At 60.0% G+C, this 22713-nt stretch carries 22 protein-coding genes; 15 read left to right on the top strand and 7 right to left on the bottom strand.

Annotated features, from left to right (window positions below):
* Nucleotides 1-48: 48 nt before the first annotated feature.
* The gene (locus H7B90_RS09350) at nt 49-981 is read right to left on the bottom strand and encodes an AraC family transcriptional regulator (RefSeq protein ID WP_185135603.1); all 933 of its coding nucleotides are present in this window, start codon (nt 979-981) and stop codon (nt 49-51) included.
* Between the two features lie 183 nt (nt 982-1164).
* Here H7B90_RS09350 and H7B90_RS09345 point away from each other — a divergent pair, with 183 nt between their 5' ends.
* The 5 genes from H7B90_RS09345 (at nt 1165) to H7B90_RS09325 (ending at nt 6285) form a co-directional block, all read left to right on the top strand.
* The gene (locus H7B90_RS09345) at nt 1165-1896 is read left to right on the top strand and encodes a ThuA domain-containing protein (RefSeq protein ID WP_246578725.1); all 732 of its coding nucleotides are present in this window, start codon (nt 1165-1167) and stop codon (nt 1894-1896) included.
* A gap of 1 nt (nt 1897) precedes the next feature.
* Nucleotides 1898-2935: a Gfo/Idh/MocA family protein gene (locus H7B90_RS09340; RefSeq protein WP_185135601.1), complete on the top strand. Its 1038-nt coding sequence runs from the start codon at nt 1898-1900 to the stop codon at nt 2933-2935.
* 160 nt (nt 2936-3095) lie between these two features.
* On the top strand, nt 3096-4145 hold the full coding sequence (locus H7B90_RS09335; RefSeq protein WP_185135694.1) for an LLM class flavin-dependent oxidoreductase: 1050 nt from the start codon (nt 3096-3098) through the stop codon (nt 4143-4145).
* A gap of 823 nt (nt 4146-4968) precedes the next feature.
* On the top strand, nt 4969-5991 hold the full coding sequence (locus H7B90_RS09330) for a potassium channel family protein (RefSeq protein ID WP_185135600.1): 1023 nt from the start codon (nt 4969-4971) through the stop codon (nt 5989-5991).
* Between the two features lie 63 nt (nt 5992-6054).
* Nucleotides 6055-6285 carry a hypothetical protein gene (locus tag H7B90_RS09325; RefSeq protein WP_185135599.1) on the top strand — a complete coding sequence of 77 codons (231 nt, stop codon included), beginning with the start codon at nt 6055-6057 and terminating at the stop codon, nt 6283-6285.
* A gap of 241 nt (nt 6286-6526) precedes the next feature.
* Here H7B90_RS09325 and H7B90_RS09320 read toward each other — a convergent pair whose 3' ends face one another.
* Nucleotides 6527-6706: a hypothetical protein gene (locus tag H7B90_RS09320; RefSeq protein WP_185135598.1), complete on the bottom strand. Its 180-nt coding sequence runs from the start codon at nt 6704-6706 to the stop codon at nt 6527-6529.
* Between the two features lie 121 nt (nt 6707-6827).
* On the bottom strand, nt 6828-7973 hold the full coding sequence (gene yhbH / locus H7B90_RS09315; RefSeq protein WP_185135597.1) for a sporulation protein YhbH: 1146 nt from the start codon (nt 7971-7973) through the stop codon (nt 6828-6830).
* 219 nt (nt 7974-8192) lie between these two features.
* Here yhbH and H7B90_RS09310 point away from each other — a divergent pair, with 219 nt between their 5' ends.
* Entirely contained in the window at nt 8193-8570 is a 378-nt protein-coding gene (locus tag H7B90_RS09310) for a DUF423 domain-containing protein (protein ID WP_185135596.1), read from the top strand.
* Between the two features lie 134 nt (nt 8571-8704).
* Nucleotides 8705-10426: a sensor domain-containing protein gene (locus H7B90_RS09305; protein WP_185135595.1), complete on the top strand. Its 1722-nt coding sequence runs from the start codon at nt 8705-8707 to the stop codon at nt 10424-10426.
* Between the two features lie 50 nt (nt 10427-10476).
* Here H7B90_RS09305 and H7B90_RS09300 read toward each other — a convergent pair whose 3' ends face one another.
* Nucleotides 10477-10899: a hypothetical protein gene (locus H7B90_RS09300; RefSeq protein ID WP_185135594.1), complete on the bottom strand. Its 423-nt coding sequence runs from the start codon at nt 10897-10899 to the stop codon at nt 10477-10479.
* Nucleotides 10900-11113: 214 nt separating this feature from the next.
* Here H7B90_RS09300 and H7B90_RS09295 point away from each other — a divergent pair, with 214 nt between their 5' ends.
* A complete protein-coding gene (locus H7B90_RS09295) occupies nt 11114-11440 on the top strand; it encodes a YunC family protein (protein WP_185135593.1) in 327 nt (108 codons plus the stop codon).
* Nucleotides 11441-11485: 45 nt separating this feature from the next.
* On the opposite strand, the gene mtnA is transcribed toward H7B90_RS09295, so the two are convergent.
* The 3 genes from mtnA to H7B90_RS09280 all read right to left on the bottom strand — a co-directional run bounded on the left by mtnA (nt 11486) and on the right by H7B90_RS09280 (nt 14777).
* Entirely contained in the window at nt 11486-12559 is a 1074-nt protein-coding gene (mtnA, locus tag H7B90_RS09290; protein WP_185135592.1) for an S-methyl-5-thioribose-1-phosphate isomerase, read from the bottom strand.
* A 36-nt stretch (nt 12560-12595) separates the two neighbouring features.
* A complete protein-coding gene (mtnK, locus tag H7B90_RS09285; protein WP_185135591.1) occupies nt 12596-13804 on the bottom strand; it encodes an S-methyl-5-thioribose kinase in 1209 nt (402 codons plus the stop codon).
* Between the two features lie 307 nt (nt 13805-14111).
* Nucleotides 14112-14777, bottom strand: coding sequence for a GntR family transcriptional regulator (locus H7B90_RS09280; RefSeq protein WP_185135590.1), 666 nt, complete (start codon nt 14775-14777; stop codon nt 14112-14114).
* A 174-nt stretch (nt 14778-14951) separates the two neighbouring features.
* On the opposite strand from H7B90_RS09280, the gene H7B90_RS09275 reads away from it, so the two are divergent.
* The 7 genes from H7B90_RS09275 (at nt 14952) to sufB (ending at nt 21740) form a co-directional block, all read left to right on the top strand.
* Nucleotides 14952-15485, top strand: a complete 534-nt coding sequence (locus tag H7B90_RS09275) for a YbhB/YbcL family Raf kinase inhibitor-like protein (RefSeq protein WP_185135589.1) — start codon at nt 14952-14954, stop codon at nt 15483-15485.
* A 163-nt stretch (nt 15486-15648) separates the two neighbouring features.
* The gene (locus H7B90_RS09270; protein WP_185135588.1) at nt 15649-16218 is read left to right on the top strand and encodes a DUF1802 family protein; all 570 of its coding nucleotides are present in this window, start codon (nt 15649-15651) and stop codon (nt 16216-16218) included.
* 262 nt (nt 16219-16480) lie between these two features.
* The gene (gene sufC / locus H7B90_RS09265) at nt 16481-17260 is read left to right on the top strand and encodes a Fe-S cluster assembly ATPase SufC (RefSeq protein ID WP_185135587.1); all 780 of its coding nucleotides are present in this window, start codon (nt 16481-16483) and stop codon (nt 17258-17260) included.
* Between the two features lie 23 nt (nt 17261-17283).
* Nucleotides 17284-18588: a Fe-S cluster assembly protein SufD gene (gene sufD / locus H7B90_RS09260; RefSeq protein WP_185135586.1), complete on the top strand. Its 1305-nt coding sequence runs from the start codon at nt 17284-17286 to the stop codon at nt 18586-18588.
* The gene (locus H7B90_RS09255) at nt 18589-19818 is read left to right on the top strand and encodes a cysteine desulfurase (RefSeq protein WP_185135585.1); all 1230 of its coding nucleotides are present in this window, start codon (nt 18589-18591) and stop codon (nt 19816-19818) included. It abuts the gene before it with no gap.
* The gene (gene sufU, locus H7B90_RS09250) at nt 19802-20251 is read left to right on the top strand and encodes a Fe-S cluster assembly sulfur transfer protein SufU (RefSeq protein ID WP_185135584.1); all 450 of its coding nucleotides are present in this window, start codon (nt 19802-19804) and stop codon (nt 20249-20251) included. The genes H7B90_RS09255 and sufU overlap by 17 nt, the downstream gene beginning before the upstream one ends.
* 91 nt (nt 20252-20342) lie before the next feature.
* Nucleotides 20343-21740 (top strand): Fe-S cluster assembly protein SufB, encoded by a 1398-nt coding sequence (sufB, locus tag H7B90_RS09245; protein WP_185135583.1) that lies wholly within the window; start codon nt 20343-20345, stop codon nt 21738-21740.
* Nucleotides 21741-22713: the final 973 nt, after the last annotated feature.

Raw genomic sequence — 22713 nt, 5'->3', positions numbered from 1 at the left:
TCGTCGGCGAACCGGTCCCTTCCCTCCATAACCGCGATTCCGATCCGGCTATCCGATCTCCCCTCTTTTCCTCAGCCGGTCCTTGAACTGCTTCGGGGAGCAGTCGTTCCAACGACGGAACGTCTCGTAGAAGTGCCCGAGGTTGGAGAAGCCGACCGATTCGGCCACCTCCGCGATGCTCTCGTCCTCGCCCGTGAGCAGCCGCTGCTCCGCCTTCTTGATCCGCCGGTAGCCGACGAAGTCGGTGAACGACATGCCGACGCCCCGGCGGAACGTCTTGATGAAGTGGGTGTAGCTCATATTGACGAGAGAGCTGACCTCCGAGACGGACAGCCTCTCTCCCAGATGCTGCTCGACGTAGTCGATGGCCGGCTGAAGCCTCTCCTGCAGCTTGTCGTTCGCGTAATGAAGCTTGGAACGGGTGTCGTTCCTCAGCAGCAGGAGGAGCACGTTCTTGATCTTCGAGGAGACGGCGAGCTCGTAGCCGATCCTCCCTTCGTTCATCTCCCGGTAGATCTCGCGGATGAGGGCGGCCGTCTGCGTCCGCGCTTCCTTGTTCTCTTGATAAATGTAATTGAGAGAGCTAAGAGGGCGAATGACCTCGGAGAAATGGTGCATGCTGCCGAGCGTGCTCGGGTCCCAGTATTTGCGCAGGTCGATCTGAAGCACGATATGGCTGAGGCTTCCGCTCTTCGTGTGCAGCGTCGTGTGCGGCTCCGACGACCCGAACAAGGCGACGTCCCCCTTGCGCAGGAGGAGGCGCTCTTCCTTGCAGAAGGCGGTCAGCTCGCCCTTCAGGATAAGAAGGAATTCCACTTCCTCGTGGTAGTGCCAGCCGGAGTATCGGGATTGCCGCCAATCCTGCTCCGTCCGGCGCCGCGTCTCCTCGGAGGCGAGTTTGTCGGAATCGATCTGCCAGATTCGCATCGCGAGGAACGGGTTCTGGTAGACGACGTGCTCGTAGCGCATCTCGGGATACATGGCGCGATCTCCTCTCCATGGCGAATAGGTTCGACAGAATGGCGTAACGATAGTTTACCATAAAGCGATTGCAAGAGGGACAGGGAACAGAATACCGTAAAAAAACGATCGAATCGGCCATCGATCCCGCAGACGGCGTTTACTACAATGAAGGTGTCAGACGATAGGAAGGGAGAAGGAATAGTGAGCGCGAACATCAACGTCACGATATGGAACGAACACCGCCACGAGAAGACGAACGAGAAGGTCGCGTCCGTATACCCGAAGGGCATGCACGCGGCGATCGCGGAGGGATTGACGACGAAGGGCGTCATCCGCACGGCCACTCTGGACGATCCGGAGCACGGCCTGTCCGAAGAGGTCCTGAACGATACCGACGTCCTCATCTGGTGGGGGCATATGGCGCACGGCGAAGTAAGCGACGAGATCGTCGAGAGAGTGCATAACCGCGTTCTGAAGGGCATGGGGCTTATCGTGCTGCATTCGGGACATTTTTCGAAAATATTCAAAAAGCTCATGGGGACGTCGTGCGATCTGAAGTGGAGGGAAGCGGACGAGAAGGAGCGCATCTGGGTCGTCAATCCGGCGCATCCGATCGCCTCCGGCATCGGCGAGTACATCGAGCTGCCGCAGGAGGAGATGTACGGCGAGCACTTCGACATCCCGCAGCCGGACGAGCTCGTCATGGTCAGCTGGTTCGAAGGCGGCGAAGTGTTCCGCAGCGGTTGCTGCTATTCGCGGGGCGCGGGCAAAATCTTCTACTTCCGCCCCGGCCACGAGACGTATCCGACGTATTACAACCCGGAGGTTCGCAAGGTGATCGACAACGCGGTGAGATGGGCGGCTCCGGTGGACCGCGAATACCCGCGCTACGGCAACGCGAAGCCGCTGGAAGAGATCAAGGGAGGCCGATGACATGCTGAAGGTAGGGGCCGTCGGGACGGGCGGCATTTTCAGATGGGCGCATCTTCCGGGCTGGCTGGCTTGCAAGGACGAAGTCGAGATCGTCGCGTTCTGCGACGCGTTCAAGGCTTCCGCCGAAGCGGTCGCGAAGGACTTCCCGGACGCCAAGGTGTACGACGACTACCGCGAGCTGATCGCGGATCCGTCGATCGACATCGTCGGCATCGGCACGCCGAACGTGTACCATTCGGAGATCGCGATCGCGGCCTTGCGGGCGGGCAAGCACGTCTTCTGCGAGAAGCCGGACGCGGTTAACCCGGTCGAGGCGCAGAAGATGGCCGACGCCGCGCGCGAATCGGGCAAGCTGCTGATGACGATGCGCAACAACCGGTTCAGCGAGGAAGCGAAGTTCGTGAAGCGCATCGCCGATGAGGGCCAGCTGGGCGAGCTGTATATGGGCCGCTGCGGCTGGATTCGGCGCCGGGGCATCCCGGGGCGGGGCGGCTGGTTCACGACGAAGGAGCTGTCCGGAGGCGGTCCGCTTATCGACCTGGGCGTGCATATGATCGACCTGGCGATCTGGCTCGCCGGCAATCCGAAGCCGGTGACGGTATCGGGCTCGACGTACCGCAAGTTCGCCGATCGTCCGGATGCCGACGGGAAGATTCCCGAGGGCACGTTCGACGTCGAGGATCTGGCGGCCGGCTTCATCCGCTTCGACAACGGGGCGTCCCTGCAGATCGAGTTCAGCTGGGCGTCCAACGTCGAAGAGGAGAAGAAGTTCCTCGAATGGAGAGGCACGGAGGGCGGCTTCAGCCTCGTGAACGACAAGCTGAAGCTGTTCACGGAGAACGGAGGCGTGCTGATCGACCAGCAGCCGAAGTTCCCGGAAGCGGCCGTTCCCCAGCACACGGCCAACATCCGGCATTTCGTCGAATGCGTGCTCGGCCGCGAGCGGCCGATCTTCACTCCCGATCAGGGCGTGGATATGATCAAGATTCTGTCGGCGATATACGAATCGGCCGAGCTCGGCCGCGAGATCAAGCTCTAATTAGGAGTCGATACGAAGGGACAAGATAGGGACGCGCCGATTGGTGCGTCTCTTTATTTTTACGCGTCGCTTCATTTTTGTTTGTGAAAATCCTCGAAAATGAGTATGATAATCGGTAGGTAGAAGGAGGAGATTCAAGATGGCACATTCGGCACAACCGATTGAGATAGGAATCAGCACGTTCCTCGAGACGACGCCCGATCCGTCGACGGGAACGGCGATCAGCCACGCCGAGCGGCTTCGCGACGCGGTGGAGGAGATGACGCTCGCGGACCAGGTCGGCCTGGACGTCTACGCGATCGGGGAGCACCACCGTCCCGACTACGCGGCTTCCGCCCCGGCCGTCGTGCTCGCCGCGGGAGCGGCGACCACGAAGCGGATTCGGCTGTCGAGCGCGGTCACGGTCCTGTCGTCGGACGATCCGGTCCGCGTCTTCCAGCAGTTCGCGACGCTCGACGGGCTCTCGAACGGACGCGCCGAGATCATGGCGGGCCGCGGCTCGTTCATCGAGTCGTTCCCGCTGTTCGGCTACAGCCTCGAAGATTACGACGAGCTGTTCAACGAGAAGCTGGAGCTGCTGCTCGCCATCCAGCGCTCGGAGAAGGTGACGTGGCGCGGCGGGCATCGTCCCGCGATCGACAACCTGGGCATCTATCCGCGTCCGGTTCAGGACCCGCTGCCGGTATGGATCGCCAGCGGCGGCAACCCCGAGTCCGCCGTGCGGGCGGGAATGCTCGGCCTTCCGATCGTGTTCGCGATCATCGGCGGCCAACCCGAGAACTTCGCGCCGCTCGTCGCGCTCTACAAGCAAGCCGCCGCCCGCGCCGGCCACGACCCGTCCAAGCTGTCCATCGCGACCCACTCGCACGGCTTCGTCGGCGAGACGACGGAGCAGGCGGCCGATCTGTTCTTCCCGTCGACGCAGTACGCGATGAGCAAGCTCGGGCGCGAGCGCGGCTGGCCTCCGTACACCCGCGCGACCTTCGATGCCGCTCGCAGCCTGCGCGGCGCCCTCTTCGTCGGGGATCCGGAATTCGTCGCGGAGAAGATCGTCCTGCTGCGGGAGAATCTCGGCGTCACCCGCTTCTTCCTGCACGTGCCCGTCGGTTCGATGCCGCACCGCGACGTTATGCGCGCGATCGAGCTGCTCGGCACGAAGGTCGCTCCCCTCGTGCGCCAGGAGATCGCCCGCCGGGAAGGCCGGGCTTAAGCCGCGGCGAAGGCTTCGCGATTCGAGCAACGGACGCCAGTGCGCTTATTCCCGGAATCATGCCGCTTTCGGTCCTTCCGGCGCGAATAAGGGCCACGGTGTCCGTTGTTTTTTTCACACGGCCCTTTATCGCGAGAGAAGAGCCTTGTTGTCCGAGTGGGGATATCGGAGTCTTGCCCATTTTTAGGCTTATCCCCTCTGCTCAGCCGATTGGGGGATGCACCAACGAGAAGCTCCCCCCTTTTTTATATCCATTCTTCTCTTCAGGAACGCTTCCTCGCGTATTCCCGCCTGTCCTCGAATAGTCACTCGCCGATGAAATACCGCTGATCGGTTTATTCCCGCTTATTCCTTCCTGATCGAACGGGACTGAGGCGCGGCTGAACGATAGACCGAGCTGAGGCGTGGGGATAAGCCATTCCGAGAGGCGCGGCGAGGAGTAACAGGAAGCGCCCGTACGGAGGTGCCGGGATTATCCCGGAGAGCCGAGGCGATCCGTCGACGGCAACTCGAGCTGAGGTATGGGGATAAGCCTGAAAATGAGGCGGCATGCGTAATGATGACCGGCGATTCCCGAAGCCGGATGTTCAAGCTCCGCGCAGCCGAATAAGGAAGATCGTTCGCAACTGCCGCCCCCGAAGGGGCGGCGTTTTCTCATTGCCGCGGCGGGAAGAGAATTCGCCTCAAATCCGTACCCGCGAGAGGAAGATAAGAGCCGAGAGGGGCGTATCTTAGCCCTTGACGCCTTCAGCTTATTCTATTAATGTTCATTTATGGAATTTCCGCGAACATGCGCGGATGGCGAACGATAGGAGAGAACCCGTTGCCTATTATATTGAGACTTTATCTGAGAGCCGTGAGGCTTAGGAAGACTTCCCTTCTGATCCTCGCGCTGGCGTTCATCGCCGGAAGCGCCACTCTGGCCTATGCGCTCGAGCCTTCGACCTTCGGCACGTGGTTCAACGCCCTGTACTGGGTGCTGACGACGATGGCCACGGTCGGGTACGGCGATTACTACGCGAAGACGGCGGCGGGCAAGACGTTTACGATTTTCCTTTATATTTTCGGAATCGGGCTGCTGAGCTTGATCATCGGGAAAATCGTCGACTCCGTCGCCGCCATTCATAGACAACGGGAGGCCGGGAAGCTGATGTACCAAGGCAAGGATCACGTCATCGTCATCAATTGGAGCAAAAAGGCGCACTACGCGATCGAAGAGATCTTGTCCTATTCGAGCGGAGCCGGCGTCGTCCTCATCGACGAATCGGACAAGCACCCTCTGCCGGACCGGCACGAGGTGCACTTCGTCAGCGGCGATCCGTCGGCCGACGAAGTCTTGGAGCGGGCCAACCTTCGCGGCGCGCGGGCGGCTATTATTTTCTCGGATGCCCGGATCGACGAGCCGGCCCTTGTGGACGGGAAGACGCTGCTTATCGCGTCAAGTATCGAGAGAATCGCGCCGGACATCCATACGACGGCGGAGATCTCCCAGGACAAGCACATCGCCAACTTCCGCCACGTGAAGGTGAACGAGTTCGTCCTGTCGCACGACGCGGTCTCCAGGCTGGCCGTCCGGTCGGCTCTGCAGCAGGGGAATTCGGATATTTTCAACCAGCTCCTCAGCCGCCAGCACGGGGACGACATCTACGAGATCCCGGTCCGTCCGGATTGGCGAACGTACGGGGACGCCTTCCAGGCGCTGCTTCGCGAAGGGGCGACCTTGCTCTCGGACCGAGGCGACCTGACGATCAACCGCAAGCTAAGCGATCCGATCCCGAAGGAAGCCCGGCTGTTCGCCGTCACCGACGAAGCGACGTACCGGACGATCTCGGCAGGGAAGAGGTGAAGTCCTATTCTGCGCAGACAAAGTGTTCGGGCGCTGCTCCCGGTTCTGAGCGTCTTGGCCGGCATGCTCCAATCTTATTTGCTTCTTATGGCGCTGATTCTGGGTTCCGAGTTTATCGGGGCCGATAGAGCCGAGGGATGGTTCGGAGCGGGCTGCCTCCTGCTGCTTATCTTGATCGTGGCCGGAATGGCGTGGTTGTTCTACAGGGACCGAAGGCTGGCCGGACTCTGCCTTGCCGCCGCCATCGCCGGCTTTATCGCCACGCCGGTCGTTCTCTGGCTTAAAAATATGTGAAAGGACAGCCGATCGGTCGAACCCTATGCGACTTGAAGACTTCTGAGCAGAAGATGGAGAACGATATCCCGGGAATCCTCTCGTTCACTGGAACATGGTTAGAAGGAGCAGGCGGCTCTAAACAAGAGGACGGACGAATGGAGAAATTCCGCGAGCTCGCCCCTGATCTCCCCCTATCGGATTTATACCGATATCATTCAGAAGGTCCCGAACGACATTTGACCAGCGGCCGGCCAACGGCTCATTTTCCCCAACGGATGAACTTGCTCGCGAACGCGAAGAAGGGAGTCGAGTCCAGTTCGATCAAGCCGCTCAGGTCGGACATCAGGAAGACGACCAGGAAGGGCAGCAATCCGATCGCGACGACGGCGATCGCCAATCCGAATGTAAGGCTGCGTACCATACGACCCCATGCGATCATGAGGCTCACCTCCATGTTTTTTCATCGTATAAACCATCTCACTAACCGATTACCCGGAATATCGGGTTCTATGCACAACGGAAGAAGCGACCGCCCGGGTAGGGGCGATCGCTCGCTGCGTTCACACGGCCAGTTCTCTCTTCTTGAAAAACGTCTTGAGCGCGTGGTAAATCTCGGCCTTCTCCTTGATGACGTAATACAGGAACTGCTGATGGTCCAAATGCTTGTAAGCCGACATCAGCGTGCTGGAGCGGTTGTACTGGTTCACTTCCCCGTAGCCGAATATGTTCGCGCGCTTCAGCATCTCGTGGATGAGCCGCACGCAGCGCTCGTTGTCGCTCGTCAGGTTGTCGCCGTCGGAGAAGTGGAACGGATAGATGTTGTAGAGGGAGGGCGGGTACCGGCTGTCCATGATCTCCAGCGCTTTGATGTAGGCGGAGGAGCAGATCGTGCCGCCGCTCTCGCCGCGCGTGAAGAATTCCTCCTCGGACACTTCCTTCGCTTCGGTATGGTGGGCGATGAACACGATCTCGACCTTCTCGTATTGGCGCCGCAGGAACCGGGTCATCCAGAAGAAGAAGGAGCGGGCGCAATATTTCTCGAAGGACCCCATGGAGCCGGACGTGTCCATCATGGCGAGGATGACGGCGTTGTTCTGGGGCTTGACGATCTCTTCCCAAGTCTTGAAGCGCAGATCGTCCGGCGTGATGCCGGCGATCTCGGGACGGCCTTCGCGCGAGTTGCGGCGGAGGTTCTCCAGAATGGTCCGCTTCTTGTCGATGTTGGACATGATCCCCTTGCGCCGGACGTCGTTGAAGCGAACGTCCTTGACCTCGATCTGCTCCTTCTCCTTGCGCTTCAGGTAGGGAAGTTCCAGCTCTTCGAAAAGCAGGTTCTCCAGCTCCGCGATCGAGATCTCGGCTTCGACGACGTCGTCGCCCGGCTGGTCGCCGGCTCCTTCGCCCTTGCCGTTCGCGCTGGCGGGGTCGGTTCCGAGAACGTCGCCCACCTGGCTGTCCCCGTCCCCTTGGCCGACGTGCTTGCGCTTGTTGTGGTTATACATAAAACGATATTCGTCCAGACTGCGGATCGGGATCTTGATGATCTGCCTTCCGTCGGACAGGATGATGTTCTCTTCCGACAGCAGATCGGGCAAGTTCTGCTTGATCGCCTCGCGAACCTTCTGCTGATGCCGCGACTGATCCTGGTATCCCTTGCGATGCAGCGACCAGTCTTCGCGGGACAGAATGAAAGCCGGTTCAGTCATGGCGTGGGCACCACCTTTTTTTGATGACCTCTTAAAAATCGTGTGTTATTCAATATATTCCCGCGAGGCCAAACGATGTGTGCGAATTTTGCTCGCTATGATCCGGATCATCAGAAATGGCGCCTGTCCTTGGGCAATTGTCCCAATTCCTTCATGGCGTCCGCCCGGCAAAACCGTTATGATAGGATTAAGTTCGCTTCGACACAAGGAGGATTCACGATGCTTCAGAGATATACGGCGATCGGGGCCGTCCTCGCGCTGCTGGCCGTCGCGTTCGGAGCCTTCGGGGCGCATTCGCTCAAGGAGCATATCTCCGAGGACGACCTGGCGGTCTTCGAGACGGGCGTCCGCTATCAGATGTACCACGGACTCGGCATTCTGCTCGTCGCCCTGCTGTCCGACCGGCTCGGATCGGGCAAGCTCGTTCTCTGGTCCGCGAGGCTGCTGACGATCGGCGTCGTCTTGTTCTCGGGCAGTCTGTACGCCCTGTCCCTGACGGGAATCGACGCGTTCGGCCCGATCACTCCGCTGGGCGGAGTCGCCTTCCTTGCGGGATGGCTGTGCTTAGCGCTTTCCGTACGGAAATCGTCCAAATAGTGGAAAAGAAGCGCGCGTCCGGCGATGCTTCGGTCTCAAGCCGGAACGGCTTGCCGGCAACCGCGTTCCGCGTTTTATAATGGAAGCAGCATCGGTTGTCACATTCCCCGGAACGGGAGGAAGGACGTCGCCCAGTGAACGGATGGCCCGACACGTCGTCATACCAGCTCGAGCTGCTGAATTCGATCTACAACAGTCCGGTCACGATCGCCGTCATCGACAGCCAGGGGCTCATCGTGGACGTCAACCGAGATCCGTACGATACGTTCGGTTGCGCCAAGGAAGAGCTGCTGGGCCAAGCTTTCGCCGATTGGCTGGACGAAGCCACGTACGACAACGCCGTCCAGGCGTTCCGAAGGACGCTGGCGGGAGAGACCTGCACGCAGAATATCCGCATCTTCAGCAAGAAGGGGCATTACGTCGATCTCAGCGTGAATACCGCTCCGTTGTCGCGGGAGGAAGAGACCGTCGGCATCGTCGTCTCGATGAGCGATATCAGCGATCATAAGCGCTCTCTCGACCGCATTCGCTACATGGCCTATTACGACGACATGACCGGCTTGCCGAACCGGCGCTACTTCGCGAACCGGCTCGAGGAGAAGCTGGCCGAATCGCACCGGAACGGAACCCTTCTCGCGGTCTGTTATCTGGATGTGGACCGCTTCAAGCTCGTCAACGCTTCCTTCGGAAGAGACTCGGGAGACATGCTTCTGCTGCAGATCGCGGAGCGGCTCACGAGGTTCTTCCAGAGCCAGGACAGCCTGGCCCGGATGGAAGGGGACGAATTCGCCGGCCTGCTGACCGAAGTGTCGGGAGCGGAAGACGTCTCGGCGCGAATGGACGCGCTGATCCGGCTGTTCGAGGAGCCCTTCGAGCTTGGAGGGGTTCAACTGCACGTCACCGTCAGCGTCGGCGTGACGATCGGGGGTGGCCTGGAGGAGGACGGGGGCGCCCTTCTCAAGAAGGCCGACGCCGCCCTGTACCGGGCGAAGGAGAACGGGCGCAACGACTACCAGATCTACACGTCCGACTTCGAGCATAAAGCCTTACATAAGTTAACCCTGCACCATGAGATGATGAACGCGCTGCAGAACGGCGAATTCCTGCTCTACTATCAGCCGCAGTACGATCTGGCGACGGGACGGATCGTCGGGCTGGAGGCGCTCGTCCGGTGGAAGCATCCGGTACGGGGGCTCGTTCCTCCGGGGGAATTCATTCCCGCGGCCGAAGAGAGCGGAATCATCGTCCCGCTCGGGGAGTGGGTGCTGCAGGAAGCGTGCCGGCAGAACAAGGAATGGCAGGATGCGGGGATGCCCCCGATTCCGGTGTCGGTCAACCTGTCCGTCCGCCAATTCACCCAGAGGAACTTGATCGGGAAGATCGCCGGCGCGCTGGAGCGGTCCGGGCTGGAGCCTCGCTATTTGAAGCTGGAGATCACGGAGAGCATGACGATGGACGTGGAGCGGGCGCTATCGTTCCTTCAGGAACTGAAGGAGCTCGGGGTCGGCATCAGCATCGACGACTTCGGAACGGGGTACAGCTCGTTCCACTACTTGCGCAACTTCCCGATCGGCAGCTTGAAGATCGACCGCTCCTTCGTGCGCGACATCGGCGACAATCCGAACAACGCCGCGATCGTCGCGGCCATCATCGCGATGGCGCACAACCTTCAGCTCCAGGTCATCGCCGAAGGAGTCGAGACGCTGGAGCAGGTCCGGTTCCTGCAGCAGCACGGGTGCGACGAGATGCAGGGCTATTACGGCAGCCCGCCGCTGCCCTGCGCCGGAGTCGCCAGCCTGATGGAGGCCGTCCGGAATCGGGCCGCTCTAGACATAAACGCCGCAAGCTCGTCCTGAGCCGCGGCGTTTATTCGTTCATTATCGATAATCGTGAATATAGCGCTTACTTAATCGAAGAAGTCGTCGATCTCGTTCAGCCTCACCGAATAGACCTTCTTCTCGTCGACGTGGTACAAGGTAAGCAGCTCCTGATCGGGATCGAAGTTCACGACCCGGCAAGGCATGCTGAGCTTGACGCCCTTGCCCTTGTTGACGTTCACCCGAATCAGCTTGTTCGTCTGGATGTATCCGCGAATGCGGGAATCCAGGCCTTCCGAGAGCGGGAGGGGCGTCGAAGGGCCGGCTTGCTCGAGCTCCTCTTCGATCTTCTTCCCCAACTGGATGCCGGATTGAATTCGATAATCGGCGAACTCCGCTTGGTTAAGGACCCGAAGCAGCTGCTCCATCGCGATGCCGTTCGTCGGAGCGTGAATCAGGATATCAACCTGAAAGAGGTAGGAACCGTCTGCCGTCGTTTGCTTCTTTGTCATGTTCTGTGCCAACCTCCATCAGGCCTAACGGTACATAAAGAATACCTTCAACATCAATATACCATGATTTGCGGATCGGAAATAGTACTATTTGGTTATTCGTCTACCCGGAATCCGGGACAAAACGACGGGTCATCCGCATAAATTGTATCGAAAGGATTGATCCTTTCGTCCCGCATTACGCCGTCATGGCGGCGAACCGGAGGTGATTGGGATGATGCGGCTGGTTCCGATCGACATCGAAGGCCGTACGGCGCTCGGAGCCGAAGTCCTGCTGCCGGGCACGACGCTTCTCGCGATTACGATCGGCGACGGGTATATCATGTGCGGCGCCCTGGACGTCGGATTGCTGAACGAGAGACTGAAGGAGCGCCGGATCATTGCCGGAAGGGCCGTAGGCGTTCGCACCTTCGAGCAATTGCTTGACGCTCCTCTCGAATCCGTCACCGACACGGCGCGCAGCCTCGGAATCGTTCCGGGCATGACCGGCCGAAGAGCATTGGCCGTCATGGCCGAAGCCGGCGACGTCCGCTCGGCGTGAGATGAAGAACGCGCGGCGATCGGACGGCCCGGTCTTCCCGAAGGATCAGTTCTCGAACAGCTTGCGCAGGCCGGTATCGTACGGAGCCCGCACGATGCCCTTCTCGGTAATGATCGCCGTCACCAAGTCGCTCGGCGTCACGTCGAACGCCGGGTTGTAGACCGCTACGCCTTCCGGCGCGGTTCGGCGGCCGAAGCCCTGGGTAACCTCGTCCGGATGGCGTTCTTCGATCGGAATGTCGGCGCCGGTAGGCGTCGACAAATCGATCGTGGACATCGGACAAGCTACATAGAACGGAATGTTGTGGGCCTTGGCGAGCACGGCGACGCCGTACGTGCCGATCTTGTTCGCCACGTCGCCGTTCGCGGCCACGCGGTCCGTTCCGACGATGACCGCTTGAACCCAGCCCTTGGACATGACGTGTCCCGCCATGTTGTCGGTGATGAGCGTGACGTCCACGCCCGCCTGCTGAAGCTCGAACGCGGTCAGCCGCGCGCCCTGCAGCACCGGACGGGTCTCGTCCGCGAATACTTTAAGATGAATGCCTTGCTCCAGAGCCAGATAGAAGGGCGCGAGCGCCGTTCCGTACTTGGAGGTGGCGAGACCCCCGGCGTTGCAGTGCGTGAGCACGCCCATCCCGTCCTGGAACAAGGTCAGCGCGTGCTCGCCGATCCGGCGGTTCGTCTCCTCGTCTTCCGCCTGGATCCGCTTCGCTTCGTCCAGCAGCGCGGCGATCGCCTCCTCCGTCGGGACGCCGGATTCGGCCAGCGCTTGCGCCCGCGCCTTCATCCGGTCGAGCGCCCAGAACAGATTGACCGCCGTCGGCCGCGACGTCGCCAAGTATTCGGCGTGTCGGCGCACCTCGGCCGCCAGCTCCTCCGCGGTCCCGGCGAAGCCCGCCGTTCCGAGCACGACGCCGTACGCGGCGGCGATGCCGATGGCCGGAGCGCCGCGCACCTTCAGCTCGCGGATCGCCTCCCAGACGTCCTCCGGGGTCTTCAGCTTCAGATAGACCGTCTGCTCGGGCAGCAAGCGCTGATCCAGAAGATCCAGCGCCTCGTCCGCCCAGCGGACCGATTGCAGCACCTTCGATGCCGCCGACGTTGTATGCTCGCTCATGTCGTCTATTCTCCTTCCCGTTCGTCGGCCCGCCGCTTATTCGCCGATTGCCCGCGAGGCGATGCGGAGCGCGTCTTCGATGGACTCCGCTTGCCGGTTATGCCGGATCAGGCCGGTGCCGATCGCCAGGGCCAGCCGTTGGGCGCGCTCGCGGGCGGTCGCGTCCGGAATCGTATCGATGTCGGCCACGTGCGAGAGGCCGTAGATCCGGCGGACCGTCTTCGCGCCGGCGAAGCCGATCGTGTCCTTCAGCAGGCGGCGCATATAATCGTCCTGATAACCCTTGGCGCGGAAAACGCGGTCGATTCCGTGCTCGTCCCACAGCGCGCGGAACTTCTTCTCGAACAGATTCCACGTATCCCGGATCGTGTTCAGAAGATAAGCCCGCCGCTCCCGGCGCGAGCTCTCGTCCGGGCTCCAATGCTCCTGGGCCGCGTAATTCAGCAGCAGGTTCGCGAACACCGCCCCGACGTCGAAGCCCATCGGACCGTAATACGCGAATTCGGGATCGATCACCTTGGTCGATTCCGGCGTGACGAAGATGCTTCCGGTATGCAGGTCGCCGTGCAGCAGCGCCTGGGCGTGCGTCAGGAACTTCTCGCGCAGCAGGGCGACTTCGAGCCGCAGCTCCTCGTCGCGCCAGATCGCTTCCGCGGCGTCGCGGATATGGTCTTCGATGCTGTTCGTCTCGTCGTCGAAGTACGGGGCGTCGAAGATAAGGTCTTCGGTAATTTTGCACAGATCGGGGTTTACGAATTCCTCCACGACCCGCTTCTTCTCCTGCTGGTTCATGCCCAGGTCCGAAGTGAAGAACAAGGTGCGCGCCATGAATTCGGAGATATGCTCGGCGAACTTCGGATAGACGCCGCCCTGGATCAGCCCGCGGCGCATGATGACGTGGTCGCTCAAGTCTTCCATGACCGTAAGGGCGAGCTCGGAATCCGTCTTGTATACCCGGGGGGTCAGGCCGGGCGCGAGCTTGGACTGCCGGATCAGCGCTTCGCTCTCGATGCGCGCCCGGTCGAGAGACAGCGGCCACGATTCGCCGACGACCTTCGCGTAGGGCAGCGCCTGCTTGATGATGAGGCTGCGGCCCGTCGCGGGCTGGGCGATGTGGAAGACCAGGTTCAAGTTGCCGTCGCCGATCTCCTTGGAGACGAGCTCCTCCCCGGTCGGGAACACGTCCTTGATCGTGCGGGCGATCTCGATCGCTTCCGCTTCGGACAGCGGATGGTATTGACTCACTACGATTCCACCTCCACATAGGTTCGCAAGGGTTCGACGCGTTCGTCCGGCCTGCCGCCGGCGCTTTGCCTTAAGACAGTATAATGCAATTGGGCTGCCGTTGAAAGCGCCTCGACAGCCCGCCAAAAAAAGACACAACCCAGGTCCGCGCCAAGAGGCGGAGCCTGGAAGCTGTGCCTATCCGTCCGGACGGTCGAGGCGTCTGTTCGATCCATTCCATTATAACGGCACGAACGCCGGTTCATCCACTTGCCGGAGTATCTTTATGCGTTGCTATGGATAACGCGACGGGCCGTCAGCTCCGCCGCTATCGGTTGTCGAACAGGATATCCGCGGTGAGTCGGATATGCGCTTGAAAGATCTCGACGGCGCGATCGCCGTCGCGGCTTAGGACGGCATCCGTTAATGCCTTATGCTCGGCGCGTCCGTCGCGAACTTGCTGCCGAGGCGTCGAATAATGCCGATAAAATTCGCTCAAATCCCAGAGGCGCCTGCAAATATCGAGGAGAACCGGATTCGGACATGCGGCGATCAGTTCGTAATGGAATTGGCGGTGGATGTCGGACCATTCCTCGCGAACGGCAAGCGTCCGATTCGCTTCCTTGAACTCGGGCGTCTGCGATAATTTGTGATGCGCGGCGATGACGTTGGATTCCCATGTCAGATCGCCATGGGCGATGGAGAGGCGCAACGCTTCGGATTCATTGATGGACCGCGCCTGAATGATGTTGTTCAGTTCTTCTTCCGACGCCGTCTTCACCGAGAAGCCGTGATTCGGGTTTTGCAGGACGAGGCCTTGGGTCGCCAACCGGGTCAGCGATTCCCGAACGACGGCAACCGAGACGTCGAAGCCTTTGGCAAGTTCGGATACGGTTAACGGAGAGCCCGGCTCATATTGTCCGGATAGTATATCGGACCGCAGTTTTTTCGTGACATTTTCGGTTAACGTGGACGAACCGTCTCTCTTGGCCATGAAGCGGGCCTCCTCCTTCATCCCATTCGGATTCAACTCGTGTTAATAGTTTACTCTGATATTTTAAAAAAACAAGGTTCAAATTCGACAACGAATAATAAAATCGATTCATATTTACAAAATCGATTATTGTTAATATAATCGAATTGAAGTCAAGCGAAGGAGGTCTTTAGAATGAGTAACAATCCATTTGCCAACTTGCCGGAAGTCGCATCCTTCCAGGTGACGAGCAACGACATTGCGGATGGTCTTCCTCTGCCGCCCCCGCATTATTCGGGGATGTCGGGAGTGGAGGGCGGCCGGGATCTATCGCCTCATTTGAGGTGGTCGGGCGCGCCCGAAGGGACGAAGAGCTTCGCCGTAACCGTCTACGACCCGGATGCCCCGACCGGATCGGGCTTATGGCACTGGGCCGTCATCAACATCCCGGCCTATGTCGCCGAATTGCCGACCGGCGCGGGCGACGAGCATGGCGGCGGCCTGCCGCAAGGCGCTCTGCAATTGCCGAACGATCTGCGGCTCGAACGGTTTATCGGCGCGGCGCCTCCGGCGGGACACGGTCCTCATCGGTATTATTTTGTCGTTCATGCGCTGGATGTGGAGACGATCGGCGTCGACCCCAAGGCCACGCCGGCCGTGTTGGGATTTACCATGCTAAGCCATACGCTCGGCAGAGCCGTTCTCACGGCCATAGGGGAAATCAAGTAACCTCGTCCAGCCGGGCCAGCCGGGGCGGGGGAACGGTCGGCATTCGTTTCATACAGCCGATGGGCGGCAGGCTAGGACCTATTTTCGAGTCCAAGGCTGCCGCTTCCATGTCCGCGATGTGATATAATGGTTCCAATAGAGGCAGGAAGGGAGCCGGCAGGGAATGGAACAACCGATTGCGCTGAGGGAATGGGCGGTCGCGGTGCGGGCCTTGGAGGAAGGCAGGCAGGCGATCGTGCTGCGCAAGGGGGGCATCGCCGAGGAGACGAAGGAATTCCGGCTCGTCAGCCCGGCGTTTTACCTGTTCCCCTCCTTCGAGCATCAACGGCCGGAGCTGGTGAAGCCCGAAGCGCGGGGAATCGTGGACGAGACCCGGGAGGAGGCCGCCGCCCGTCCGGACGCGGTGGCGATCGGCTCTTACGCGGAGGTAGCGGAGGACTTGGAAGTGACGGACTCCGAGACGCTGAAGAGGCTGAGCGATCTGCATATCTGGACCGACGATTACGCGGAAGAGCGGTTGAAGTGGAAGAGAACGAAGCCTCTGCATGTCTTGCTGCTGCGCGTATATAAGCTCGACGAGCCGCTCGAGATCCCGCTACTCGACGTTTACGGCGGATGCAAGTCGTGGCTTCGCCTCGAGGAGGCGCTGCCGGCAGTCGGGAAGACGCCCGTTCTGACGGACGAGCAATTCGCGGCTTCCCGCGAGGCGGTACGGCGGGCGATCGCCGGGTAAGGCGGAGGCGGGCGATTCTCGCTGCCGGCGCTCCCGCGCCGGGATCCGAATTTCGGACCGATTAATAGGAAGAAGGAAGCCTTCGGCAGGTGGAAATGGCGAAGTTTGCGTTTTTTATGCCATTTTCATAAAATGGAGGTTGAGAATCAGTGAGAATCAAATTAAAATCATTTTAAATAAGGATGAACGATTTGGTGGTTTGACGCGGTAAGCGGTCGACTGCAACCATTCGTCCTCACCAATTCTGGAGGGATAAACACCGATGTCCAGCTTATTCGAAATTCGCGGCCTTAAATCGGCTATTGAGGGTAAAGAGATTCTGAAGGGCTTCGATCTGACGATGGGAGCCGGCGAAGTCCATGCCATCATGGGCCCGAACGGCACCGGCAAGAGCACGCTCGCATCCTCGATCATGGGTCATCCCAAATACGAGGTCACCGAAGGCGAAGTGTTCCTCGAAGGCGAGGACGTGCTGGAGATGGGCGTCGACGAGCGCGCGCGCGCCGGCCTGTTCCTGGCGATGCAATATCCGAGCGAGATTACGGGCGTCACGAACGCGGACTTCCTGCGCAGCGCCATTAACGCGCGCCGCGGCGAAGGCAACGAGATCTCCCTCATCAAGTTCGTCCGCCTCATGGAAGGCAAGATGAAGGAGCTCGAGATGAACCCCGAGTTCATGCACCGCTACCTGAACGAAGGCTTCTCCGGCGGCGAGAAGAAGCGCAACGAGATTCTGCAGATGATGATGCTCGAGCCGAAGCTCGTCATTCTCGACGAGATCGACTCCGGCCTCGACATCGATGCCCTGAAGATCGTCGCGGCCGGCGTCAACGCCATGCGTTCCCCGGAGCGCAGCTTCCTGATCATCACCCACTATCAGCGCCTGCTGAACTATATCAAGCCCGACTTCGTGCACGTCATGATGCAAGGCCGCATCGTGAAGTCCGGCGGACCGGAACTCGCGGAGCGCCTCGAAGCCGAAGGCTACGATTGGGTCAAAGAAGAGCTGGGCATCGTCGACGAGACGGTCGGCCAGGCATAAGAGGATAAGGGAGGCTAGCAACGATGAGTACACCGACCACCTCTTTCGGCCGCGAGGCCGCGGCGGCCATCTCCCGCAGCAAGAACGAGCCGTCCTGGCTCGTCGCCTGGCGGGAGGAAGCGGGAGAATTAGCGGCGACCCTGGAGCTTCCGAAGCCGGAGAAGACGCCGATCGCGCGTTGGAACCTGGACGTCCAGGGCGTTCATCGCCCCGGCAAGGCCGTCTCCTCGCCCGCGGAGCTTCCGCAGGCGATCGCTTCCTTGCTGGACGCGCAGAGCGACGCTCCGGTTATCGTCCAGCATAATTCTTCCGTCGTGTTCGCGAGACTGCCGGAAGAACTGAAGGCGAAGGGCGTCGTGCTGTCGAGCCTGGAAGACGCGGCCCGCACGCACGAGGACCTGCTTCGCGCCCATCTGATGAAGGCGTACGAGCCGAACGAGCACAAGCTGTCGGCGATGCACGCCGCTCTCTGGAACGGCGGCGTCTTCCTGTACGTTCCCCGCGGCGTCGAGATCGAAGCTCCCGTTCAGGCGATCCTGTTCGCCGACGACGCGGAAGCGACGTTCGTGCCGCACATTCTCGTCGTCGCGGACGCGAACAGCCGCGTCTCCGTCGTCGAGAACGTGACGTCCTCCCTGGGCGAGACGGAAGCGACGCTCCTCCACAACGGGGCGGTCGAAGTGTTCGCCAAGGCGGGAGCGCATGTGCAATATGCCGCGGTGCATCATATGGATAGCTCCGCGATCGATATCTCGTACCGCCGGGCCGTTCTCGACAACGACGCCCGCATCGAATGGATCATCGGCGACATGCACGAAGGCAACGTCGTCGCCGACACGCTGTCGGTGCTCAAGGGCAACGGCTCGACGTCCGACGCGAAGGTCATCTCCGTCGGCACCGGCAGCCAGCGCATGAGCCTGACGACGCGCGCCGTCCACTTCGGCCGCTCGTCCGAGAGCGACATGGTCACCCGCGCGGTCATGAAGGACGAAGCGACCGCCATTATCAACGGCATCTCCAAGATCGAGAAGGGCGCCACGAAGGCGAACGGCCAGCAGACGGAGCGCGTGCTCATGCTGAGCCCGAAGGCCAGAGGCGACGCCAACCCGATTCTGCTGATCGACGAGGACGACGTCAAAGCCGGCCACGCGGCGAGCGTAGGCCAGGTCAATGCGGAGCAGGTGCACTACCTGATGTCGCGCGGCATCACCCGGACGGAAGCGGAGAGACTGATCATCTACGGATTCCTCGATCCGGTCGTCTCCGAGATCCCGCTCGAGGCGGCGCGCGAGCAGCTGCAACGCATTCTGGAAAGGAAGCTGGGGTAAATGGATCCGATCGCGCTTAAAGCCGAATTCCCGATTCTGAATCAGGAGATCAACGGCCATCCGCTCGTGTATCTGGACAACGCGGCGACCGCCCAGAAGCCGAGAAGCGTCATCGAGGCGGTCAAACGCTATTACGAATGGGACAACGCGAACGTTCACCGCGGCGTGCATACGCTCGGATCGCGGGCGACGGACGCGTACGAGGGAGCCCGCGAGAAGGTGGCGCGGTTCCTGAACGCGGCTTCTACGCGCGAGATCGTATTCACCCGCGGCACGACCACCGGCCTGAACATGGTCGCCCACGGCTACGCCCGCCAGGTGCTGAAGCCGGGCGACGAGATCGTCATCACGCCGATGGAGCATCACAGCAACTTGATCCCTTGGCAGCAAGCCGCGAAGGCGACGGGCGCGACGCTGAAGTACATTCCGCTTCAGCCGGACGGAACCGTCAGCCTCGCGGACGTGGAGAGCGTCGTGACCGAGAACACGAAGGTAGTCTCGATCACGTACGTCTCCAACGTGCTCGGCACGGTCAACCCGATCGCCAAGATCGCCGAGATCGTCCACCGCAAGGGAGCGATCCTCGTCGTCGACGGAGCGCAGAGCACGCCTCACCTGAAGGTGGACGTGCGCGCGCTCGACGTCGACTTCTACGCCTTCTCCGGGCACAAGATGTGCGGACCGACCGGCATCGGCGCCCTGTACGGGAAGGCGCAGCTGTTCGAGCGGATGGAGCCGATGGAATTCGGCGGCGAGATGATCGACTTCGTCGACCTGTACGAATCGTCCTGGAAGGACCTGCCGTGGAAGTTCGAGGGGGGCACCCCGATCATCGCGGGCGCCGTCGGCCTCGGAGCCGCCATCGACTTCCTCGAGAGCATCGGCCTCGAAGAGATCGACCGCCACGAGAAGAAGATCGCCAAGTACGCGATGGAACGGCTGTCGGCTATCGAAGGCATTACGATCTACGGCCCGAAGGAAGAACGCGCGGGACTCGTGACGTTCAACCTCGGCGATGTGCATCCGCACGACGTGGCGACGGTGCTCGATACCGAAGGCATCGCCATCCGCGCCGGGCATCATTGCTGCCAGCCGCTCATGCGTTGGCTGAACGTGAGCGCGACGGCAAGAGCAAGCTTCTACCTGTACAACACGGAACAAGACGTCGATCGGCTCGCCGACGCGCTGGTCAAGACAAAGGAGTTTTTCGGCTATGAACCCGCTCGATGACCTGTACCGTCGCGTCATTATGGATCATTATAAGAACCCCCGCAACCGGGGGACGCTCGAAGACGGATCCGTCACCGTCAACCTGAACAACCCGACGTGCGGAGACCGGATCAGCTTGCAGATGCAGATCGAGGACGGCGTCGTCAAGAACGCGAAGTTCACCGGCGAAGGCTGCTCGATCAGCATGTCCTCGGCCTCGATGATGACGGACGCGGTCAAGGGCAAGACGGCTTCGGAGGCTCTGGCTATGGCCGACAAATTCTCCTCCCTCATGAAGGGCGAAGAGGTCGACTTCCCGGAGTACGAGGACATCGACGCGCTGTCCGGCGTGAACAAATTCCCGGCCCGCATCAAGTGCGCCACGCTGGCGTGGAACGCGCTGCGCAAGGGCGTCGAGCACGGCCAAGGGCAGCACGAAGGCATCGAGGAATAAGAGGAAGCAGAGAGATAGGCGAAAATGGGATGGCCGCGAAGGCTTTCCTGGACGGATATTCGGATTCCAATACACAAGGAGGTTGATCGTCATGGCTAAACAGATGCCCGAGCTGGATGAATACAAGTACGGGTTCCGCGACGAGCATAAGGCGATATTCCAATCCGGCAAAGGGTTGACGCCGGAGATCGTCCGCACGATCTCGGAGATGAAGGGCGAGCCGGAATGGATGCTGAAGTTCCGCCTCAAGTCGCTCGAGCAGTTCAACAAGATGGCTTTGCCGCGTTGGGGCGGCAACCTCGACGAGCTGGACTTCGACGACATCCAGTACTACGTCAAGCCTTCCGAGAAGCAAGGCAAGACGTGGGAAGAAGTGCCGGAAGAGATCAAGGCGACGTTCGACAAGCTCGGCATTCCGGAGGCGGAGCAGAAGTTCCTCGCCGGCGTATCCGCGCAGTACGAATCGGAAGTCGTCTACCACAACATGCAGGAGGATCTCGAGAAGCAGGGCGTTATCTTCATGGATACCGACTCCGCGCTTCGCGAGCACCCGGAGCTGTTCAAGGAATACTTCGGCACCGTCGTTCCTCCGGCGGACAACAAGTTCGCGGCGCTGAACAGCGCGGTATGGTCGGGCGGCAGCTTCATCTACGTCCCGAAGGGCGTGAAGTGCGAGATCCCGCTGCAGGCGTACTTCCGCATCAACTCGGAGAACATGGGCCAATTCGAGCGCACGCTCATCATCGCCGACGAAGGCAGCTTCGTGCACTACGTTGAAGGCTGCACGGCTCCGGTCTATAGCACGAACTCGCTGCACAGCGCGGTCGTCGAGATCATCGTCAAGAAGGACGCCCGCGTCCGCTACACGACGATCCAGAACTGGGCGCCGAACATCTACAACCTCGTCACGAAGCGCGCCGTCGCCGAAGAGAACGCGACGATGGAATGGGTCGACGGCAACATCGGCTCCAAGCTGACGATGAAGTATCCGGCCGTCGTCCTGAAGGGCCGCGGCGCCAAGGGCATGGTTCTGTCCATCGCCGTCGCCGGCAAGGGCCAGCACCAGGACGCGGGCGCGAAGATGCTTCACCTGGCGCCGGACACCACTTCGACGATCGTGTCGAAGTCGATCTCCAAGCACGGCGGCAAGGTGACGTACCGCGGCATCGCCTCCTTCGGCCGTCAAGCCGAAGGCGCCAAGGCGAACATCAAATGCGATACGCTCATTCTCGACAACCAGTCGACGAGCGACACGATCCCGTACAACGAGATCATGAACGACAACATCACGCTGGAGCACGAAGCGACCGTATCCAAGGTGTCCGAGGATCAGCTGTTCTACCTGATGAGCCGGGGCCTGTCGGAAGCCGAAGCGACCCAGATGATCGTCATGGGCTTCATCGAGCCTTTCACGAAGGAGCTGCCGATGGAGTACGCGGTCGAGATGAATCGATTGATCAAGTTCGAGATGGAAGGTAGTATCGGATAAGCTTGATTTATCAGGGGTTTTGAGGGGATAAGGACGCGTTCACCCAGAATTCACCCAGTTATTTCACGTAGCGGGTGTAGAGGGCGAGCGCGTCTTTTTCTATTTTCTTTGTAACGTGGAGGTATTTTTTGGTTGAAAATTTTGAAAACGACGTACTACGACAAGCAAAGGAAAGCCGTGTTTGTCTACGAATATCTTGCGGGCTAATAGGTTAGGACTAATTCTGGACTAAACGAGGACTACGACAGGAACCAACGCCTTTTTTATCCGTGATATTAAGTTATTGTGCTACAAATGGGTGTCGTTGGAGGTGCTTCGCGAACGGGCCCATGGCGTTCGCAGCGGGTCTTTCATCTTTATATTATAAAATATGGAGGAATCTGAATTGATTCCAATAATACTTTTGGAGAAGATATTGGGAAAAAGAAGTTAAGGGTAGCTTTGTTTGTATCATTGTGCGTAATGATACTAGCTGGTATGCAGTCCGCATTTGCCACAGTAGGGGTGTATGATGGGCCGGCGACGGCGAAAGTGGTTAAGCATGGAGATGTTGATTACCGGGTACATCACTGCCGCCAATGACAGCGATTGGTATGTCATGACGGAATCGGGAGTAGGCAACCGCCCTAAACTTCTGTGTCCTACGACTTCTAATCTCAATGTCCAAGTGACTCCTTCGTGGTCAACGATGCGGGTGCAGGTGGGCTCGAGGATGTCGGAGGGTATATTATCCTGAATTTCGAAAGCGCATAAGAATGCGGTGGCGATCATCCAGGAGCGGATCAACAACTGTGAATAAGTGGGAGTGGGACCAGCGAAATTTTGAAACCAATATCCACATGGGGATAACTCCCCCCTCCCCAGAAAAGGGGCATTGTTGTTTTCCATGTGAAATGTTGGAAGCCGTCACTCCAATTGAACCACTTTGGCTTCGATTCGTTTCCATGCATGACGACCGTCGAAATCCTTGATC

The organism is Cohnella xylanilytica, from assembly GCF_014212175.1.
In the GTDB taxonomy this organism is placed as follows: Bacteria; Bacillota; Bacilli; order Paenibacillales; family Paenibacillaceae; genus Cohnella; species Cohnella xylanilytica.
This window is presented reverse-complemented; position numbering and strand designations above follow the sequence as displayed.

Bases quoted from the DNA above. Each gene is read 5' to 3' on its own strand.
- H7B90_RS09350 (WP_185135603.1), bottom strand. From the start codon at position 981: ATGTATCCCGAGATGCGCTACGAGCACGTCGTCTACCAGAACCCGTTC.
- H7B90_RS09340 (WP_185135601.1), top strand. From the start codon at position 1,898: ATGCTGAAGGTAGGGGCCGTCGGGACGGGCGGCATTTTCAGATGGGCG.
- H7B90_RS09325 (WP_185135599.1), top strand. From the start codon at position 6,055: ATGCTCCAATCTTATTTGCTTCTTATGGCGCTGATTCTGGGTTCCGAG.
- H7B90_RS09320 (WP_185135598.1), bottom strand. From the start codon at position 6,706: ATGATCGCATGGGGTCGTATGGTACGCAGCCTTACATTCGGATTGGCG.
- yhbH (WP_185135597.1), bottom strand. From the start codon at position 7,973: ATGACTGAACCGGCTTTCATTCTGTCCCGCGAAGACTGGTCGCTGCAT.
- H7B90_RS09310 (WP_185135596.1), top strand. From the start codon at position 8,193: ATGCTTCAGAGATATACGGCGATCGGGGCCGTCCTCGCGCTGCTGGCC.
- H7B90_RS09300 (WP_185135594.1), bottom strand. From the start codon at position 10,899: ATGACAAAGAAGCAAACGACGGCAGACGGTTCCTACCTCTTTCAGGTT.
- H7B90_RS09295 (WP_185135593.1), top strand. From the start codon at position 11,114: ATGATGCGGCTGGTTCCGATCGACATCGAAGGCCGTACGGCGCTCGGA.
- mtnA (WP_185135592.1), bottom strand. From the start codon at position 12,559: ATGAGCGAGCATACAACGTCGGCGGCATCGAAGGTGCTGCAATCGGTC.
- H7B90_RS09280 (WP_185135590.1), bottom strand. From the start codon at position 14,777: ATGGCCAAGAGAGACGGTTCGTCCACGTTAACCGAAAATGTCACGAAA.
- H7B90_RS09275 (WP_185135589.1), top strand. From the start codon at position 14,952: ATGAGTAACAATCCATTTGCCAACTTGCCGGAAGTCGCATCCTTCCAG.
- H7B90_RS09270 (WP_185135588.1), top strand. From the start codon at position 15,649: ATGGAACAACCGATTGCGCTGAGGGAATGGGCGGTCGCGGTGCGGGCC.
- sufC (WP_185135587.1), top strand. From the start codon at position 16,481: ATGTCCAGCTTATTCGAAATTCGCGGCCTTAAATCGGCTATTGAGGGT.
- sufD (WP_185135586.1), top strand. From the start codon at position 17,284: ATGAGTACACCGACCACCTCTTTCGGCCGCGAGGCCGCGGCGGCCATC.
- H7B90_RS09255 (WP_185135585.1), top strand. From the start codon at position 18,589: ATGGATCCGATCGCGCTTAAAGCCGAATTCCCGATTCTGAATCAGGAG.
- sufU (WP_185135584.1), top strand. From the start codon at position 19,802: ATGAACCCGCTCGATGACCTGTACCGTCGCGTCATTATGGATCATTAT.
- sufB (WP_185135583.1), top strand. From the start codon at position 20,343: ATGGCTAAACAGATGCCCGAGCTGGATGAATACAAGTACGGGTTCCGC.